Below are 17,050 nucleotides of genomic sequence, written 5' to 3'. Positions count from 1 at the left end.
ATTAGTTTCTATACCACTGATCAAGTAATGACTGAGTGCGAAGACGTTGTTTTTCCCACGTGTCCGGTTGCACAACTGATGGGCGTATCAAGATCACCAGCTCGCGCTTACTCTGCGTTTTGGCTTTGTTTTTAAACGCGTTACCAATGAATGGAATGTCGCCCAACAAAGGCGTTTTTGATTCTTGCTCACTGGTAACGGTTTCCATCAAACCGCCAATCACGACAATTTCTCCATCGCGGGCACGAATTACCGTATCTGACTCTCGGATATTACTTTGTGCCAGTGGCAGCAAGATTTGCTGATCGCCCACCTGAATGACTTTAGTCTGCTCTGCCGTTTCCGTTACTGATGGGTGAACGTGCAATATAACCGAGCCGCTTCTATCAATTTGAGGGGTAACATCTAAAGCAATACCTGAAAAAAACGGGGTAAGTTCGATGTCATTTTCGTTTTCGGTTTGAGTCGCGCTTTGATCTTCACTGGTCGACACGTCAGTAACAAAGTACTCATCTTGCCCTACTTTTATAACGGCTTTCTGATTGTTAGTTACCGTTACGCGAGGGTTACTAAGCATTTGGACGTCGCCTTGGGTTTGCAGCAAATTGATAACGCCATCAAAATCGCCACGAGCAATCCGCAAAGACGATACACCGCCAATCGCGCTCGAAATAATATTACCGATACCGTTAACCGCATTAATGGGGGAGTCAATCACATTGTTAAAAATCACCTGCCCATTTGTATCTAATACGGGCTGGCCATTTGTATCTAATACGGGTTGTAGTGCACTTGCCGAATAATTACCGGCCACAGCGCCTCCGCTAAGTCCGAAATTGAGGCCGCCCGTCAAGCCGCTTGCAATACGATCCCAGCGCACGCCTTGCTGATAGCCGTCGTTTAGCGTGACTTCAATAATGCGCGCCTCTAATACCACCTGTCGCTGTAAGCTCTCTTGGCTTTGGTTTAAAAAGTCTTTCACCACTGCGATTTCGCTGGGCAATGCTCGAACGGTCACTAAGCCTGCTTGGGGTGAAACCACAACTTGGCGACCTTCTGTTGGAGAGACCAGTACTTTTAGTGCCTCTTTTAGATCGCTCCAAAAGTCGTTTTCACTGGTAGTCTGAATGTTTGAGCCATTGAGCTGTTGGATGTTATTGCCGCCAAGTCCGCCTTGGCCTCCAAAACCACCCTGACCACCTAGCGCGTTCCCGCTAATATTGTTATTGCCGTTAATTCCACCGTTGTTGCCACCATTGTTTTGGTCTTGCTCACTTACCCCACCGGCAATAACGCTTACGTTAGATACACCGAAGCGCTTGATCATAAGAAAGTTAACCGGGATAGATTCCGTCTTTAGTTGAGAAGGCATAACCTGAATTACCTTTCCTTCCAAAAACACGTCTAACGGATACATTCTCGAAATAATGGTTAACACATCTTCTAACGCCACTTCTTTGAGCGTTAAGCTAATTTGCCCCGACACGGCTGGATGAACGGCGACACTGTAGGGTGTGTCTTCAACTAACGCATCGAAAAACGGACGCACGTCTACATTGTTAGCAGAAACTGCAAACATTTTCTGTGATGTTGGCGCAGGTAACGCTTGATAACGGGCAACCTCTGCCAGCAGTTCTTGATTAAGCTGAAGGGGCGGTGTTGGTTTACTTGATGTCGTATTCTGAGAACGTGCTAGTTCATCGCGAATATGAGGTTTTACTTCCTCGCCAACACCATAAGATTGGCAACCTGCCACAACTAACGCTGCAGACAAAACCAATGTGTTAACAATGAGGCTATTTTTTAATTTCATATGCATACATTCTTAGTATTTTCTGCTGACGTCCGTCAGTGATAACCACGTTCTTGGGGTTAATTTTTGATACGGTGTATTCGTTAAGTGTGTCGCCCACGCGGTAAGATTTACCCGATATGATGGCGCTATAACCTGTACTGCGTTTAAAGATAGATTGAAGTGCTAGCTCTCCTGCTACAGCTTCTTCATTGCTAGACACTGATGCACTGGCGATTGCAGGCCTAGTCGGGTCGACAGACGCAACTGCAGGTAAGCATGTTGCTATCGCTAAAGCTGTGACCACAATTCTTAACCGTTTCACACTCTCTCCTTACAGCGAGATAAAGGTTTCATTATTGCTTACCGTTGCTAACCCCAGCGCTAACGTGGCGCTTGGGTAAGCTTCAACGTTGTAAGCAAAATCTGTTACTACGACTTTTTCAGGGGCGGCTTGAAGGCGCGCTAGGTAGCTACGCAGGTCAAAGTAACTTCCCTCAATAATTAAGCGCATGTTATGACGGTAAAACGGTGTGCTTTGAGACTCACCGTCACCGAAGCGTACTGTTTCGGTAGGCTCGACCTTAAAATTCACTAAACGTACGTTGTCTTCTTCGTTTAGAAGCGTCATAAGCAGCTCGGGCATTCGATCGGCTGCGACAAACCCTTCATTAAGTGAAAGTAGTGCCTCATCAATTGATAGTAGGTCTTTTCTGGCCTTGTCGAGTTCTAGCTGCGTGCGCTTTGTATAGTCGATGGTTAGCGCTTCTTGAATGGCATCTCTTTGAATGACAAGTGCTTTGTGCTCGCTCTCCTTTCTGATGACTGCTTTATCGGTTGCAGACAAGTCATCAAGTGCAGGCGAAACACCGAACCAGAAGAATAGATAGATAATGAGACCAAAACTCACCCATGTAATTAGCTGTTTTTCTCTGCTTTCAAGAGCGGAGAATTTCTCAGAGAGCTGCTGGTACTGATTCATCAGCGTCTCCTTCAAAATCTGTGGATATCAAGAATTGTTTCACGTTTTCTTTGCCGTCTACTTCATCAAACTGCACTGAAGAAAATGACTTACCTTGGAAAAACGGAGACTGCTGCAACTTTTTAAGCCACACAGGTATAGATGAAGGCGCCAAGGTTTGGCCTGACAGGCGAATGGTTTGTGTATCGATATCAATACTCGTCAGCCATAGGTTCTGATTGTGGAAATTAGCCAAGTCGTCCATCACCTCGCCGTACTTTGTTGCGTCAAATGACAACTCTCCGCTATCGAGATACGCCAACAGACGTTTTCGGTTTTCGATTTTGGCGTTCACCTTTTCAAGCTGTTGCTGAAGCGACTGGGTGTCTCGTTTCTTCTCGAGTGCAGCGCTTAAGGTTTTAATTTCGCTATTCAATTGGCTAATTGCGTTTGTTTTTTCATTTAACTTTTTCTGCTTCGCCACCAACGTAATATTGAGCGCGATTACCACTACCAACATGACAACTATTGCCGCGCCATTCAGCCAAAGTACCTTCGAGAATGGTAACCGCTCTTTCTTTGGTTTTAGGGAGTCCTGATAGAGGTTTATCGTTCTTTTCATGCCACCTCTCTCGCTGCAACAAGTGCACTTGCTAACGCAAAGTGGCAGGCAGGTTCAACTACATCGGCTAAATTAAGTTGTGGAGTAAAGACATTCATGGCAGCGGGCTGAAACGGCTTCAGCCGTTCGATCACTGGCACACAGTCAAATTGAGTTTTAAACAGAATTTCTTTTAAAGGCGGCTGCTTAAGTTGCGACTCATAGAAATCCATTGAGCGTTGAATTTCTAATCCCAATGTATCACTTAGCTGTGACAGGTCTGTCTGCTCATTAACTTTGCTTACAAATCCACGTAAGCGACGTGCCAACCAAATAGCCTGAGAGCGCACTATCATTAAAAACGGTTCACTGTTGGGCTCTTGGATGATGAGTAGTCGCGCATAGTCATCATTTGGCACCATTTCAGTTGCTAACACTTCTTTGGTGTGAATATGAGTAAGCTGCTTGTCTTTCTTTTTTGCCATGCTCGCTGCGACGGCAGCAAGTGGGGACTTTTCGGCAGCGAATACATCTATCTTTTGGCCGCCAGTTCGACTTTTAACCGGGTAATCGACATAGTCTAAAACCATGTTACTGGAGTCATAGGGAACCAGCTCTCCAAGAGTCCACGGTAACGCCGTTGTAATGTCCTCTTCTGCCATTTCTGGCTTATCAACCTGTACCATGTGGTACATATCCTGTGAAAGCACTATAGAAACATTACAGGTCGACTTAGCAAACGGGCTTAACGCCGCCGATAGCTGTTGCTTGAGAGGCTGATGCTGATCATAGGGAATTGAAGAAACAGAATTAAGTGAAACAGCGTCGCCACTGCGCTCTATGGCCACAATATGTAGCTCAGAAGCACAGACCGATACGCCTACAGTGACGCTAGTTTTGTTACTTTTCGAAGAAAATAAGCGTGAAAGCATATATCTACTTAATTCGTTAATGCCGAGTATTATCTTATAATCGACAATACCTTATGGCGCCAATGAGTAACATGGCATTAACTCAAAAGTAGACTAATTATCTAAATAGAACAAATACCTACATAAGTATAGGCTTATATTGTGCGTGTTCGTTTATGTGGCCAGTTTAATCGCTTAAATTTGTTACTGTTCCGTTTGCAGGAAAATAGTCGAAATACGCGCCGCTGCTCAAGCTGAAGCGACACCAATAGTTGTCTTCGTTCTCTTCAAGTTCAGCGTAATAGTCTGCATGGATCTTAAAGCCGTCCACGCGCAGTGGTGTCGCCACTAGCGACGTCCATATTTTTTCACACCCTTCACTAGAAAGCTCAGCGGTCGGCCATCCGTTGTGATTCATTCGCACCGGAGTACGGTTCGTTTCTTTGCCCGACTCATTGTAGTGAATCAGCATTATCATAGTAGTGGGTTGGCGTACTCGCCATTGCCAATGAGACGAGACGACATGACGCTTAAACGTATCTAGGTTTAGTGCAAATGCGATTGTTGTGGTGTCTTGCTCATCGGTATGAAGAAAGTTGATAGTAACGCCAAGGGTAATTGCAAAAATAGCTGCAATAGCTGCTTTAAAAACATTAGACGTGGAAGGTTTCTTTTTGTTGGTTTTATTCATTGTCGATTCCCCATGCCTTTGTTCAAGTCGTTAGCGCTTGTTAGGCATTGTTCTATTTTATCGACATTTTGAAGAAAAAATGAAGTAGGTATAAATAAACCTTAAGAATTTCTGGTTAAAAACGAAGACTCAGCATTATGGCAACGGCTTGTGCAATATCGTAATTCCCCAAAAATCACCGTCTTTTTGCTTTAATTGCCAGCCATTTTTTATGAGTGATTTTCGGGTGTAATAGTTAGTCATGCCATGCCCGAATAGCACTATCCGCTCGTGCTTCTCACACAGTTTTTCGATGCGCTCGGAAACAAGGTTAACCCTTTGCTTGGCAGCTTTGAAACTTTCAAATCGACCTTTAAATCCTATAAACCATAGTGCACGACTTAAGACGACCCAGTGCCAACTGCGCAAGGTGAACGGAAGTTTGTAATAAGGAATATCCATTTCTTTAAGATGGGGCAACTCTTCATCAATTTGAGTCGCGCCGTAATAAGCCGCAGACAATTTAGCCCTTAGTAACGGGCTAACCACAATGTAGCTGTCGTCGATATGGGTCTTCTGCTTTGGGTGACTTGTTGGATCGAGTATCGATTTATCATAGTTACGCACCCACTGAGCATATTGAGCTGAGTTTACTTTGTCATTATGCGCCGAGAGAGGCTTACCGTGTCTAATAAGTACGACTTCCTTGACGGAAGTATTGTTTATCACGTCCATGTTCATTTTAAGTCGTCTACTTTATCCTGTTGGGCTAGCTAATCAATGGCGATTGAGCCACCTTATCGCTTTTCAAGCAAAGATGGCTCCTTCTAATGCGTACCTTTTCACGGGTTAGGCGCTTGCCAATACAGCATCCACAGACTCATCCGATTGAACTGCGCCAGAAACTTTCGTTGAGATATAAGAGGACAGCACTTCCTGTTGGGCTTTGTCCAAGCGTAATCCATGTTTTGTTCTGCGCCAAATCACGTCTTCTAGACAACAAGCCCACTCGCACTCTATAAGGTAATCAACTTCTGCCTGATACATACCAGCCCCGAAATGAGTCCCCATAGCATCGACTGACGCTTTACCTTTAAGAAACTTATAACATAGCAAACCATACTGTCTTGCGTAGCGTTCAGCGATAGCGTTGTCCAGCCAAGAAAACTCGGAAGTTAGTTGAGCAACTAACGATTCTTGACTCTCAAATGCACCACCTGGTAGCGGTACTTCTTTGGTCCACGCTTTTTTCGCTTTCGGGAAACATGAGACAAGTTTATCTACCGCGTGCTCTGAAAGCTTTCGATAGGTTGTAATCTTGCCGCCGAAGATATTAAGTAATACGGGCTTTCCAGCCTCACCCTTAAGCTCTACTTTATAGTCCCGAGTAAGTTCTTGTGCTGACGCGTTTTTCTCTTCTAAGAGTGGGCGCACGCCACTGTAAGTATGGACTATATCTTCGCGTGTTATCTTGGACTTGAAGTAGTTGTTTACGACATCAATTAAGTAATCAGTCTCTTCGTTTGAAATTGCAGCGTCAGATGGATTACCTTTAAAGTCTTCGTCTGTCGTGCCCACAAGAGAGAAATCACCTTCGTAAGGGATCACGAATACAATACGTCCGTCTTTATTTTGCAGAATGTACGCTTCATCAGAGTTATATAGCTTGGGAACGACAAAGTGGCTTCCCTTTACCATGCGCATCGCATTGGGGTTGTGAATATTGACCAAGCGATCTAGAAACGATACTGCCCACGGTCCAGCCGCATTAACAATTGACTTGGCCTTGACTGTAAACGTTTTCCCTTGAGACGTTTTAAGCTCCACATTCCACAAATTATCTAACTTTTCAGCTTTAACGCATTCAGTACGCGTATATATCTTCGCCCCTTGGTCTTGGGCAGCTAGCGCATTTAGTACCACTAAGCGTGCGTCATCTACCCAACCATCTGAGTATTCAAAACACGTTGAAATACCGCTAACCAGCGGGCTTTCACTGGTGGTCGTTAGCTTACGTGAGCGCGGCAACATATTGCGCTTAGCCAGTGAGTCATAGAGGAATAAACCAATTCGTATCATCCACGCAGGGCGTAAATGCTTTTGGTGAGGCAAGCGAAAACGTAGCGGCCACATGATGTGAGGCGCTTTCTTCAACAACACTTCACGTTCTGCCAGCGCTTCTTTCACTAGGCGAAATTCATAATGTTCTAAATACCTAAGTCCACCATGAATTAATTTGCTGCTAGAAGAAGACGTTGCGCCTGCGAGGTCACCTTTCTCGCACAAAGCAACCGAAAGCCCGCGTCCCGCAGCGTCAAGCGCGACGCCTACGCCGTTAACACCGCCGCCAACGACTAAAACGTCGACTGTCTGTTCAGTTTGATTGCTTTGACTCATACATTGCCTCTAGTGGTATTTATATGGATATCCTCATATGGTTGTCTATTTGACAAGCAAAAAGAAAACATGTCAACACAAAACGAACATTTACGAACATTAAAGAAAGTTAAAATTCGTAATTAAAAGGAATGAACAAATTCAATCGCAACAATATTTGACTGATTTACATTGAAAAATACGTGGTGTGTAAGAGCGCTTGCGGCAACAGTGCGTAATGTTTAAAGAAGGCTGCCAAAAAGTAGAATGCGACCAAAACCGAGAACAGGTTTAAGAGTAGTGGAAAACTATGGTAAATAGATGGTCACGCTTTGACAAAGGTGATGTTATTTTCTTCGATTATCTTGCTTATGCTGGGCGGCGGCGTTTTATCACAAACCAAGCAATCAACCTGTGAAATGTGCCCCTGCTCCACCATTGCGCGGCGTTCAAACTTACTGTAGTCCGCAGCTAATATAACGTGTTGAGTATGTTCCAAAATGGCTTGGGACACTTTGACTTCTCTGAAATCAAAGTCAAGTAGTGCACCGTCCGAACTAATACCACTGATACCGATTATGCCGTAATCCATGCGGAACTGGCTTATAAAATCGCAGGTTGCCTCGCCAATGATTCCGCCATCGCGATAGCGAACTTCACCGGCAGCAATTATGACGGAGAAATCCTCTTTAGCCGAAAGAATGGTAGCAACGTGAATATTGTTGGTTACTACGTGAAGATTTTTGTGGTTGAGCAACTTAGTTGCAATCATTTCCGTCGTCGTACCGATATTAATGAACAACGATGCGCCGTCGGGGATCATCGCAGCCACTGCTTCAGCAATTTTCTCTTTGACTTCGCTGTTTTGGGTTTTCCTTTCCTGATATGGCGTGTTTTCCCAACTTCTGTTAAGGCCAGCACCACCATGATAGCGGCTCACCACACCATTTTCGGCAAGCTGGTTAAGGTCTCGGCGGATTGTTTGCGGCGTAACTTCGCAAGCACTGACCAAATCATCAATAGACATAAAACCATGTAGCTTTATAAGCCCAACAATTTTTTCGTGTCTTTGCGTTTGATTCATCGCGAGTCCTCAGAATTAGAAAATTACATCAATTATACGTGCTTAACTTCAATGTTCCCATAACAAAACGAAACGCCAATGTTCGTTTTCGAAAATATAGCATTGTTAATCCTGTGTAAATGATGCAAACTCTATGAAAACTATCTTCAGGAGTGACCTTATGGGACAACATATCCTTGCCATTGACCAAGGTACAACAAGCTCTCGCAGCATCATTTTTTCTCCAAAGGGCAGTATAGACGCTATTGCACAGCAGGAATTCTCTCAAAAATATCCGAAAGATGGCTGGGTTGAGCATGATCCAGAGGAAATTTGGGAAAGCGTTGTCTCTACCCTCAAAGAAGTTTTCAATAAATGTTCATTAACACCATCAGATATCGCAGCCGTTGGTATCACTAACCAGCGCGAAACAACCTTAGTGTGGAATAAAAACACTGGTGAGCCTGTCTACCCGGCTATCGTTTGGCAAGACAGACGCACAGCCCAGCTTTGTCGAGATTTAAGTGAAGACGAAGAGCTCGTCTCACACATTACTGAATCGACAGGGCTTCTGTTAGACCCTTATTTCTCTGCCACAAAAGTAGCTTGGATATTAGACAATGTAGAAGGTGCAAGACAGCAAGCCGAGGACGGAGAGCTGCTGTTTGGAACCGTAGACACGTTCCTTATATGGCGCTTAACGGGTGGTGAGTCACACAAAACTGATGCCACCAATGCCTCGCGTACAATGCTGTTCGACATCAATAACCAATGCTGGGATGAGAAATTACTTAATAAATTCAATATCCCACGCTCAATGCTACCCGAGGTGATGGATTGTGCGGCTGACTTTGGTGTAACGAAAGAAGACATCATAGGCAGAGCTATTCCTATCCAAGGCGTAGCAGGCGACCAGCAAGCAGCATTAGTAGGCCAAGCGTGCTTTGAAAAAGGCATGGCCAAGAGCACCTACGGTACCGGCTGTTTTATGATATTGAACACTGGTGACGCCCCTTTGCAATCGAAAAACCGATTACTCACCACCGTTGGGTATCGTTTAAACGGCAAAACGACTTATGCGCTTGAAGGCAGTATTTTTATGGCCGGCGCAACCGTTCAATGGCTCAGAGATGGCCTGAAGCTTATCGACGATGCCGCCGAATCGGAGGCACTTGCACAGCGAGCAAGACAAGATAACGGCGTCTTCCTTGTCCCGGCATTTACAGGTTTAGGCGCACCTTATTGGGATCCAGATGCCCGTGGCGCAATTTTAGGTTTAACCCGCGACACAGGCATTAGCGAAATCGTTGCTGCGGGACTTCAGTCTGTTTGCTACCAGACTAAGGACCTGCAAAAAGCAATGGAAAGCGATGGCGCTCGCCCCACAACTATTCGTGTAGATGGCGGTATGTCGCGTAATGATTGGGTAATGGGCTTTCTTTCAGACATATTGGGCGCTGAAGTAGAACGCCCTGAGATTACAGAAACCACCGCTCTTGGTGCTGCCTTCTTAGCAGGGTTACAAGCTGGTGTCTTCAATTCAATCGACGATTTAACCTATTGTTGGAAGAGTGATAGCGTTTTCACTCCAAGATTGACCAAGCAAGAACGTGATCAAGCCTATGATGGTTGGAAAGCCGCCGTCGACCGTATCCGCTGCAGCTAATTTTCTTTTATTTTTCTGATTGTTAATAAAGTGCGGCTATAGACCGCACTTTTTTTATACAAAAAAATTTTTTATAACATTGTAATTACATTGTCATTTTGTGCTAGTATTGGTTCCAAGGTAAACGTTTCACCTTTTACCTTAAACCAGAAACGCTATATTTTTCATAAAGTTACAAATAATAATCACGAAAATATAACGTTAAATGTGTAAAAGTATTGTTAATAAGCTTGATCCGCACATACTAAAAACGTAATTTAAGTGCAAAGTACGTTAAAACGTAGCCTACTCACGGAGAAAACACAGTGACACATAAAATTAACACATCACAGTTAGGCCCTATCGCGAAACGCTCACTTTTAGGTGTTGCTATCGCCTCTGCCCTACACGCCCCTATTTCACTGGCACAGGAAGCAACTACTGCTACTGATAAAGAAGTGGAAGTTATCGAAGTTAAAGGTTTTACCAGCTCTCTGAAAGCATCAATGCTAGATAAGAAAGCATCTGATGTTGTTTACGACGGTATTACGGCTGAAGACCTAGGTAAATTTCCAGACCAAAACGTAGCTGAATCACTACAAAGAATTACTGGTGTTGCCATTGATCGTTCAGGTGGTGAAGGTCAATTTATTACTGTGCGTGGTTTCGGCCCAGATTTTAACACCGTACTTGTTAACGGCCGCCAGATTGCTACAGAAAACCAAGGTCGTGCTTTTAGTTTCGATACGCTTCCAGCTGAACTAATCAGCGGTGCAAAAGTTTACAAGAGCCCTCTCGCTTCTATGCAAGAAGGTGGTATCGGTTCAACCGTAGAAATCACAACTGCTCGCCCATTCGCATTTGACGGCTTCAAGGCCGTTGCAAGTGTAAAAGGCATGTACGAAGACATTTCTGAAGAAACAACGCCACAAATGTCGGGCTTAATTACCAATACCTTTATGGATGGTAAACTAGGTGTGTTAGCTGCTGCATCATTCCAACAGCGTAAGCTACAAACAAACATGCTAGAAACTCGCTACTGGCGTCCTGAAGTAAGCCTAACCAATCGTTCTGAGCTAGATAACCCTGATTACGCTGACAATGCTCAGTTCAACGGTGTGTACATTCCGCAGAACTTTGACCAAATCGTTGATTTAGTCGATCGTGAAAGAACATCTGGTAACCTTGTTGTTCAGTATGCTCCTAACGATGACATGACGCTTACTTTAGATGGTCTTTACTCTAAATTTGAAGTTGACTCAGACGCACACAGTGTTGGCCATTGGTTCTCTGATAGCAACCTCGACAACATGTCTTTTACTGACAACGGTAGTCTATCAGGTGTAACAAGCACCGTTGTAGACGGTGTTGGTGGTGCGACTGACTTTATTCGCCGCCGCTACGGCCGAGATGTTGAAATCCAAGCATTCGGTGCAAACCTTGAGTGGTTAGTAAACGACAACTTAACTGCAAACATTGATATCTCAACTTCAACTGCCGAAGACAGCAGTGGCGGTGACAACTTCTTCACTGTTGTGGGTTATAACAATGAATACAGTGTAGATTTCACAGGTGCTACCCCATCATTGACTGTTGCCGGTGGTGATGCCGCTTTGCAAACACCTTCACTAGGTCGTATGCACTACAATGAGCGCAACGGTTTTGACACGGAAGATACCATCAGTGAATACCGTGCAGACTTCTCTTGGGTACCTGATTCAGACAATGCGTTCTATAAAGCAGATTTCGGTATCTATTTCCAAGATCGTGAAAAATCTAATACTCGCTTGTTCGCTTCTGGTTGTGACATTTATTGTGGCTACACATTCGATCTTCCTGACGAGCTTCTAAGTGTATTTACTGCACAAAACTACTTCGGTGGTGTGCCTAATCAGTGGCTAACTTACGACCCTGAAGCGTTCTTTGACTACGCAACGTCTGATGCAGCAGTACAGCAAATTGCAGACGCTACAGGTGAATCATTCGATGATGTTCGCGCAGCAATTGATGCAACAAATATTGGCAACCCACAGCCAAGCAATGACTCATTCGTAGTGAGCGAAGAAGTATTAAGTGCGTACGCACAATTCTACTTCACTACTGAAATCTCAGAGATGCCACTTGATGTGAATTTTGGCTTCCGCTACAGCGAAACTGACACTTCAGTAGACGGGACAAGTCAGATTGTAAGAGATCTTCAGCCAATCCCTAACGATCCGTCAGACCTTAATGTAGTTTATGAAACAGAAGTAGGTGCGCCGGTTAACGAGAAAAACAGCTACTCTTCGCTGCTTCCTAACTTAAACGTTAAGCTACAGTTAACTGACGATTTATACCTACGTTATGCGTTTTCTGAAACGCTAACGCGTCCAATGATGGATGACTTAGTGCCTGTATTTAATGTTACTGTGAGCCGTCCGGGTAACTTGCAAGCACAAGCGGGTAACACTGAACTTAAGCCATATAAAGCCACCAGCTGGGATGTATCTTTAGAATGGTACTACGATGATACTAGCTACTTCTCAGCAGCAGCCTTTAACAAAGAAGTGGAAGACTTCATTGCAGGTGATGTTGCTGATGAGTCTCTTTTCTTAGAAAGTGGCGAGTATGTATTTAGCGTTCTGCGCCCTCGTAACGGCGATACGCTTGAAGTAGAAGGCTTAGAGCTTGCTTGGTTGCACACGCTTGAAAGCGGCTTCGGTATCCAAGCTAATGCTACTATCGTTAACTCAGATGCAGAATTTAGCCTACCAGGTTTAGGTAACTCACAAAACATTACATTGTTCTACGAAAAAGATGCGTTCCAAGCACGTGTTGCACTGAACAATCGTGAAACCTTTATGCAAGAAGCGGTAAGTACTCTTGGTGGTACTGAGCCTCGTTTCACTGAGACTTACACCCAAGTTGATATGAGTGTAAGTTACGATGTAACTGAGTCTCTTACGGTATTCTTCGAAGGCATTAACATTACTGACGAAGAGCTAACGCGTCGCGGTCGCTTATCAGAACATTTCGTTCAACAAGTTGCTGACGGTGCTCGTTACGCTGTAGGTGTTCGTGCTAGCTTCTAATAACAACTAGTCTATCAAGGGGGCGCTGTTGCCCCCTTTTGTCTTTATTCTGCTGAGGAGTTTTTCGTGTCAGGCAGCTTAACCCAACTTGTCGTTTTTATTTTCATCACCGCACTTATCGGGCTTCTTACCTATTTAAAGTGTCGCGGTCATGGGCATAGTAAAGCCAACGAAAACAAAGAATATTTCTTAGCTGGCGGCGGACTAACATGGATATACGTCGCGGGCTCAATAACGTTAACTAATTTAAGTACCGATCAACTTGTAGGGATGAACGGTAACCAAATGGCACTGCTTGCGTGGTGGGAATTTGCCGCGGTGGCGGGCCTAATCATTCTCGCGCGAGTTTTTCTTCCCGTCTATTATCATTATCAGTGCACCACAACCACCGAATTGCTGGAAATGCGCTATAACAACAAGCATATAAGAGCACTAATAGGCCTTCTTTTCTTCCTAGGTAGCAGCCTTATTTTCATGCCTGCCGTAATCTACACCGGCTCGCTTTTCATGATTAACATGTTCAATGTAGACATTCCACTTATGTATGTTGCCACCGCTTTTGCATTGATTGGTGCCTTCTACGCTATCTTTGGTGGGCTTCGCGCGGTTGCAGTTTCAGATACCTATTCTGGCGTATTGCTTTTGACTATGGCGATTGTTGTTGTCGTTCTTACACTATTCGCAATCGATTTTGATTTCTCGGGCATACCTGCCGAACGCTTAACCCTAATTGGTGATAATGATTCACCTCTACCATGGCACACGTTATTAACCGGTATGGTGTTTATCCAGACTTTCTACTGGAGTACGAATCAGGTAATCACTCAGCGCGCCATGGCTGCACCTAATTTAAAAGAAGCACAGAAAGGCGTATACGCTGCAGCGATCATCCGCTTTATCGTTGTTCCTACCATTATCGTAGTTCCAGGTATCATTTCGTATAAGCTGTACGGCGATATCAACGATGCCGCTTACGGTACGTTGGTAGGTGATGTTTTACCTAGCTGGCTATCAGGTGTATTTGCAGCGGCCCTCGCTGCAGCAGTACTCACTACTTACAACAGTAACCTCAACTCTGCGACTGCACTTTATGTCTGCGATATACACGAGGCGTATTTTCAGAAGAAGCCAAACGTTGCGCGCTTAAGCGGCTTTGTGACCGCGGCGCTTACTATTGTATCGCTAGTTATGGTTCCTGTGTATGCGCAAGCAGAAAGCATCATCAACCTGCTTCAACAACTTTTCGGGTTGTTAAGTATGCCTATTCTTTCCATCTTTATTGTTGGATTACTATTTAATAACGTAAACGCCAACGCGGGAATAGCGGCAGTTGTCTTTGGTGTGGGTCTATACGCTTTCTTTAGCTTTGTACACGCTCCTTTCGGCCTGCACTACATTCACCTGATGTTGGTCACATTGGTTTGCTGTATTGCCCTCGCCCTTGTCTTAAATCGGGTTGTATTTAAGCAAAAGGCAGAATGGCGTGGTCGTTTGATAGAGAGCGAAGAAGCACACGGCTAATAAGGTCAGCCATATATTGGCTGGTTCAGATAACTAGGATTACTACGGTTGTGGCGGAGCAAAAGTACGGTTTGTTGCTTACTTTTGTTCCGCCACACGCTGTGAAGTAGATGAAAGCAGAGAGAAGACTCTGTAAGCGTGATTGAAACAGATTTAATTACTCGACGACCGTGCAAGAAAGCAGGTATTAAGCTCGATAAACCGTTGTAAAACCATAAAACCGTACGGATGTTCCTTCTGTACTTTTCAGTCATCTTTTCTTTTAACAACATGCGCTATAAACATCTAGGCATGTAAAATGAGGTTTTTATGTCGTCACTCACATCATTCGTTCGTTTGTCGAACGAAAAGGCTACTTTAATATTCGACTGCCAAGGTCGTATGCCCAAGGTTATTTACTATGGTGCGCCATTAAGTGACAGCACCACCCCAGAAATGCTAAGTGTTCTTAATACACGTCAAGAAGCTAAATGTGCGCCGGTTATCGAGCCACCGATTACACTAGTACCTACTCACGGTGAAGGTTGGACAGGTCAGCCAGGGCTAGAGGTATCGGGCAATGCAGATCAATGGTCGGCTGGCTTTAGCTTGGTTGATGTTAATCATAACGCGCAATCTGTCTCTTTTATTGCCGAAGACACGCATCGCGGCATGCGCCTTGTTACAACTGCCGAACTCGATGCAGATACCAGTGTAGTTAAGTATGTTTCTCGCATTGAAAATAGCGGTGATACTCCACTCAACTTAACTTACTTAAATGCCGCTAGCCTGCCCTTGCCTACTTCCGTAAGTAAAATTAAAACATTTGAAGGCCGCTGGTCAGCAGAGTTTCAAACCAAAGATCACGATCTCTTCTTTGGAAGTTATGTACGTGAAAATCGCCGAGGCAAAACATCTCACGACACCTTCCCTGGCCTGATTGCATTCCCTCAAGGCACGGGTGAACTTAACGGTGAGTGCTATGGCTATCACCTTGGCGCTTCTGCAAACCACAAGCTTCGCGCCGAGCTTATGGCTGATGGCAGAAGCTATGTGCAGTTTGGTGAGTTATTATTTCCAGGTGAATTGGTACTTAACGCTGGCGAAAGCTATACATCCCCCGTGCTTTACACAGGCTATGGCTGTGAAGGTTTCTCTTCGCTATCACAACAGTTCCATAACTTCATTCGCAGCAACGTGCTAAACCACAGTGCTGAATCGAAGCCTCGCCCAGTGCACTACAACACATGGGAAGGAATTTATTTCGATCATAACGAAGATGAACTTAAAGCCTTAGCCGATAAAGTTGCACCACTGGGCATTGAGCGCTTTGTGTTAGATGATGGTTGGTTTAAAGGGCGCAGAAACGACAAGGCAGGGCTTGGCGACTGGTTTGTTGATGAAGCTATCTATCCTGAAGGACTAGACGGGCTAATTGACCATGTTACTGGCCTTGGCATGGAATTCGGTATTTGGTTTGAGCCAGAGATGGTAAACCCTGACAGCGACCTTTACCGCGCACATCCTGAGTGGGCGCTGCAAACCGAGAATAACCCTCACGTTCCTTTTAGAAATCAGTACGTATTGGATTTAACCAACCCTGAAGTGGTTGAGTACCTTTATAAAGTGATTACTGATGTACTGAAGACGTACCCCAAAATCAGCTACATCAAATGGGACATGAACCGCGACGTAAACCACCCCGGCAACCTTCACGGTAAACCTGCGATGCATGGTCAAATGGCTGCGCTTTACAGCTTAATAGACCGCGTTAAGGCAGCGAAGCCAGGCATTGAGATAGAAAGCTGTTGTTCAGGAGGCGGCCGTGTAGATTTAGGTATTTTGCCACACACAGATCGTTTCTGGACGTCGGATTCTAACGACGCACTAGACCGTTTGTATATTCAGCGTGGTTGTTCTTATTTCTTCCCGGCTGAAGTAATGGGCGCACACGTTGGCCCGCGCGACTGCCATATAACGGGTAGACACTTACCTGTTGAGATACGTTCGGCAGTAGCCTTGTTTGGCCATATGGGTATAGAGATGGACCCACGTGAACTTACTGACCACGAGCAAAGCGTACTTACTGATGCTATTTCACTTTACAAAAAGTATCGTCATATCACCCACGGCGGCGACCTTTTCCGCATGGACGATGACGGCATGAACGTAAAATTTGGTTATGTGTCTAAAGACAAGCAAGAAGGTATTTTTGCATATAACAGCGTTATGGAAACTGTTCGCACTACGCCAAACCGCTTCTACTTTGCAGGTCTTGATGCTAACAAACAATACACCATTGAGCGTGTTTGGCCTGAAAAGCTAAAAGAATACACCCCGTCTATTTTGCAACAAACTGAAGGGCAAGTATTCTCTGGCGAAGTATTGATGAAATACGGTATGCAGCTGCCGGTGCTCTTCCCACAAACTGCATTGATCTATACCGTTAAAGCGGTATAG

At 44.8% G+C, this 17,050-nt stretch carries 13 protein-coding genes; 4 read left to right on the top strand and 9 right to left on the bottom strand.

Annotation, left to right across the window (positions count from 1 at the left end):
• Window position 1 precedes the first annotated feature (1 nt).
• From mshL to ACFI6L_RS09840, 9 genes are all read right to left on the bottom strand, one after another.
• Entirely contained in the window at window positions 2–1,813 is a 1,812-nt protein-coding gene (gene mshL, locus ACFI6L_RS09880) for a pilus (MSHA type) biogenesis protein MshL (RefSeq protein ID WP_462573901.1), read from the bottom strand.
• Window positions 1,797–2,117: an agglutinin biogenesis protein MshK gene (locus tag ACFI6L_RS09875; RefSeq protein WP_462573900.1), complete on the bottom strand. Its 321-nt coding sequence runs from the start codon at window positions 2,115–2,117 to the stop codon at window positions 1,797–1,799. Before ACFI6L_RS09875 ends, mshL begins: the two co-directional genes overlap by 17 nt.
• A 9-nt stretch (window positions 2,118–2,126) precedes the next feature.
• Window positions 2,127–2,774, bottom strand: a complete 648-nt coding sequence (locus ACFI6L_RS09870) for an agglutinin biogenesis protein MshJ (protein WP_014947894.1) — start codon at window positions 2,772–2,774, stop codon at window positions 2,127–2,129.
• The gene (locus tag ACFI6L_RS09865; protein WP_462573899.1) at window positions 2,749–3,375 is read right to left on the bottom strand and encodes a PilN domain-containing protein; all 627 of its coding nucleotides are present in this window, start codon (window positions 3,373–3,375) and stop codon (window positions 2,749–2,751) included. Before ACFI6L_RS09865 ends, ACFI6L_RS09870 begins: the two co-directional genes overlap by 26 nt.
• The gene (locus ACFI6L_RS09860) at window positions 3,372–4,286 is read right to left on the bottom strand and encodes a hypothetical protein (protein ID WP_039225880.1); all 915 of its coding nucleotides are present in this window, start codon (window positions 4,284–4,286) and stop codon (window positions 3,372–3,374) included. The genes ACFI6L_RS09865 and ACFI6L_RS09860 overlap by 4 nt, the downstream gene beginning before the upstream one ends.
• A 166-nt stretch (window positions 4,287–4,452) precedes the next feature.
• Window positions 4,453–4,956, bottom strand: a complete 504-nt coding sequence (locus ACFI6L_RS09855; RefSeq protein ID WP_014947891.1) for a hypothetical protein — start codon at window positions 4,954–4,956, stop codon at window positions 4,453–4,455.
• Window positions 4,957–5,091: 135 nt separating this feature from the next.
• Window positions 5,092–5,670: a phosphoglycerate mutase family protein gene (locus ACFI6L_RS09850; RefSeq protein WP_239259449.1), complete on the bottom strand. Its 579-nt coding sequence runs from the start codon at window positions 5,668–5,670 to the stop codon at window positions 5,092–5,094.
• Window positions 5,671–5,784: 114 nt separating this feature from the next.
• Window positions 5,785–7,332 (bottom strand): glycerol-3-phosphate dehydrogenase, encoded by a 1,548-nt coding sequence (gene glpD / locus ACFI6L_RS09845; protein WP_462573898.1) that lies wholly within the window; start codon window positions 7,330–7,332, stop codon window positions 5,785–5,787.
• A 304-nt stretch (window positions 7,333–7,636) separates the two neighbouring features.
• A complete protein-coding gene (locus tag ACFI6L_RS09840; protein ID WP_014947888.1) occupies window positions 7,637–8,395 on the bottom strand; it encodes a DeoR/GlpR family transcriptional regulator in 759 nt (252 codons plus the stop codon).
• Window positions 8,396–8,555: 160 nt separating this feature from the next.
• Between ACFI6L_RS09840 and glpK the strand changes: the two genes are divergently transcribed.
• From glpK to ACFI6L_RS09820, 4 genes are all read left to right on the top strand, one after another.
• The gene (gene glpK / locus ACFI6L_RS09835) at window positions 8,556–10,040 is read left to right on the top strand and encodes a glycerol kinase GlpK (protein ID WP_462573897.1); all 1,485 of its coding nucleotides are present in this window, start codon (window positions 8,556–8,558) and stop codon (window positions 10,038–10,040) included.
• 305 nt (window positions 10,041–10,345) lie between these two features.
• Window positions 10,346–13,090 carry a TonB-dependent receptor gene (locus ACFI6L_RS09830; RefSeq protein WP_462573896.1) on the top strand — a complete coding sequence of 915 codons (2,745 nt, stop codon included), beginning with the start codon at window positions 10,346–10,348 and terminating at the stop codon, window positions 13,088–13,090.
• Between the two features lie 66 nt (window positions 13,091–13,156).
• Complete coding sequence (locus tag ACFI6L_RS09825) at window positions 13,157–14,611, top strand: SLC5 family protein (protein ID WP_462573895.1); 1,455 nt, start codon at window positions 13,157–13,159, stop codon at window positions 14,609–14,611.
• Between the two features lie 309 nt (window positions 14,612–14,920).
• Window positions 14,921–17,050, top strand: a complete 2,130-nt coding sequence (locus ACFI6L_RS09820; protein ID WP_462573894.1) for an alpha-galactosidase — start codon at window positions 14,921–14,923, stop codon at window positions 17,048–17,050.

The sequence above is a fragment of the Alteromonas sp. G4i35 genome (genome assembly GCF_054960375.1).
The sequence above is the reverse complement of the archived record's forward strand: the minus strand, read 5'-3'. Positions and strand labels throughout refer to the sequence as shown.

Excerpts from the sequence above, each read along its gene's own strand:
- mshL (WP_462573901.1), bottom strand. The coding sequence starts at position 1,813 with ATGAAATTAAAAAATAGCCTCATTGTTAACACATTGGTTTTGTCTGCA.
- ACFI6L_RS09870 (WP_014947894.1), bottom strand. The coding sequence starts at position 2,774 with ATGAATCAGTACCAGCAGCTCTCTGAGAAATTCTCCGCTCTTGAAAGC.
- ACFI6L_RS09865 (WP_462573899.1), bottom strand. The coding sequence starts at position 3,375 with ATGAAAAGAACGATAAACCTCTATCAGGACTCCCTAAAACCAAAGAAA.
- ACFI6L_RS09860 (WP_039225880.1), bottom strand. The coding sequence starts at position 4,286 with ATGCTTTCACGCTTATTTTCTTCGAAAAGTAACAAAACTAGCGTCACT.
- ACFI6L_RS09855 (WP_014947891.1), bottom strand. The coding sequence starts at position 4,956 with ATGAATAAAACCAACAAAAAGAAACCTTCCACGTCTAATGTTTTTAAA.
- ACFI6L_RS09850 (WP_239259449.1), bottom strand. The coding sequence starts at position 5,670 with ATGGACGTGATAAACAATACTTCCGTCAAGGAAGTCGTACTTATTAGA.
- glpD (WP_462573898.1), bottom strand. The coding sequence starts at position 7,332 with ATGAGTCAAAGCAATCAAACTGAACAGACAGTCGACGTTTTAGTCGTT.
- ACFI6L_RS09840 (WP_014947888.1), bottom strand. The coding sequence starts at position 8,395 with ATGAATCAAACGCAAAGACACGAAAAAATTGTTGGGCTTATAAAGCTA.
- glpK (WP_462573897.1), top strand. The coding sequence starts at position 8,556 with ATGGGACAACATATCCTTGCCATTGACCAAGGTACAACAAGCTCTCGC.
- ACFI6L_RS09820 (WP_462573894.1), top strand. The coding sequence starts at position 14,921 with ATGTCGTCACTCACATCATTCGTTCGTTTGTCGAACGAAAAGGCTACT.